This is a genomic window from Kitasatospora sp. NPDC059327 (assembly GCF_042752535.1).
GTDB lineage: Bacteria > Actinomycetota > Actinomycetes > Streptomycetales > Streptomycetaceae > Kitasatospora.
The window spans coordinates 1-1,547 of record NZ_JBHYYB010000251.1 but is presented as its reverse complement, the minus strand read 5'-3'; the positions used below and the strand labels follow the sequence as shown (position 1 = coordinate 1,547).

Annotated in this window: 1 protein-coding gene and 1 pseudogene; both read right to left on the bottom strand. The window is 71.6% G+C overall.

Translation table 11 applies throughout. From position 1 onward, the window contains the following. Window positions 1-281, bottom strand: a pseudogene (locus ACFXHB_RS44800) (hypothetical protein); the annotation flags it as partial. A gap of 303 nt (window positions 282-584) precedes the next feature. Then, on the bottom strand, window positions 585-1,340 hold the full coding sequence (locus ACFXHB_RS44795) for a hypothetical protein (protein ID WP_380582992.1): 756 nt from the start codon (window positions 1,338-1,340) through the stop codon (window positions 585-587). Window positions 1,341-1,547 lie beyond the last annotated feature (207 nt).

Sequence of the window (1,547 nt, the reverse complement as noted above, 5' to 3'; positions counted from 1 at the left end):
AAGTTGACCTGGCGGGTGTTCCAGTCGACGCGGAACGCGGCCTTGTCGAAGCCCTCGGCGGCGCGGGCCTGGTGGGAGTGGTCGACCAGGCGCGGGGTGATGAGGGCGTCGTGCCCGTAGACCTGGGCGAGCCGGTCCCGCTTGGTCTGCGACGACGGTAGCCGCCAAGAGTTGATGCGGGCCGTGTAGCGCAGTTCCCGTTCTGCGACCCGGTCCGCCCCGAACCGGCCTGCCAGCCAGGTCGGGGCCGCGCCGGCCAGCGCCTCCGGGCGGGGGCGCACGCTCTCCCGGCCAGCTCCAGCCGGCCCGCCGGTCCGCGCACCCCGAACGCGTCCGCGAATGGCCGGTGCGCGAACACCCCCGCCAGCTCGTCCCTCGCCCGCATCGCGGGCGAACCGGACGGGAACGCCGCCCCGGCCCGCCGCCGTCATCGCCGGAATCTCCGGCAACCCATGCGGCCGCATCGACACTCCGCACCACCCTCCCGGGTGGCACCACCGCCAGGCAGTCCACAGAGTGATCATCCCGAACCCGACCAACACCCCACAGCGAAAACCGGAGCCCGGCCTGGCGACGCGTGCGGATCAGCAGGTACCGAGGTCCTGCCAGACGCCCCACTGACCGGTGGTGCCGGGCTCCGCGCCCAGCGTCCACCACTTCGCGTTCCACCGGTGGTCCTTCCACGAGACGGTGCTGCCACTGGTGTAGACCTGTGTGCCGACCCAGGAGGCGGTGGAGCACGCCGGGGCGGTGCCGGTCACGGTGAGCGTGTAGGTCGCGGAGGACGTGGCCGAGGTGCCGGTCAGCGTGCCCCTGACCGTCAGCGTGTAGGTGCCGGGGACGACCGTGGACACGGTCGACACCGACAGGGCGGCGCTGGAGCTCCCGTTGACCGAGGACGGGCTGACCGAGGCGGTGACCCCCACAGGAACGCCGCTGACCGTCATCGCGATGGACGTGTTCGAGCCGTTGTTGATGATGGCCGTGCTCACGGTCGCGGTGGTCGACGAACCGGCGGTCACCGTGCCCGAGGACGGGCTGACCTGCACCTGGATGGCGGGCACCTGGACGCTCGACGCGGAGGGCGACGGGGAGGAGGAGGTGGCGGCTTGGAGGAAGGCCGTCGTCGGGTACTTGTCACCCGACTGCGAGGCGAGCTTGGACAGGCTGCCGTCGGCCCGGGCCTCGACGTACGGGGCGAAGACCTGGGCAGGTAGTGGGGTGCCCGCCACATGGGCGGTGCTGGTGCCGGTGCCGGTGAGCGCCACGCCGGCGATGGCGGCGGCGGTGACGGCTCCGGCGAGCAGGGCTCGGAGTGGTGCGCGAACGGGTCCGGCCATGGACCGCGCTCCCTTCGAAGGTGGGGGACTTCGGCAACCTGAAGCACTCTGGCCCGGACCAATACTGGTGGTCTGGACCACCCGACTGTCAAGAGTCCTTACCAAGCTCGCTCTCGGGCTCAGCGGTTCCGCCGAACGAGCCACAGCAGCTCCAGAGTTCCTGCGGGCCGCGTTCCGCGTCGACTGGAACACCCGCCAGGTCAACTG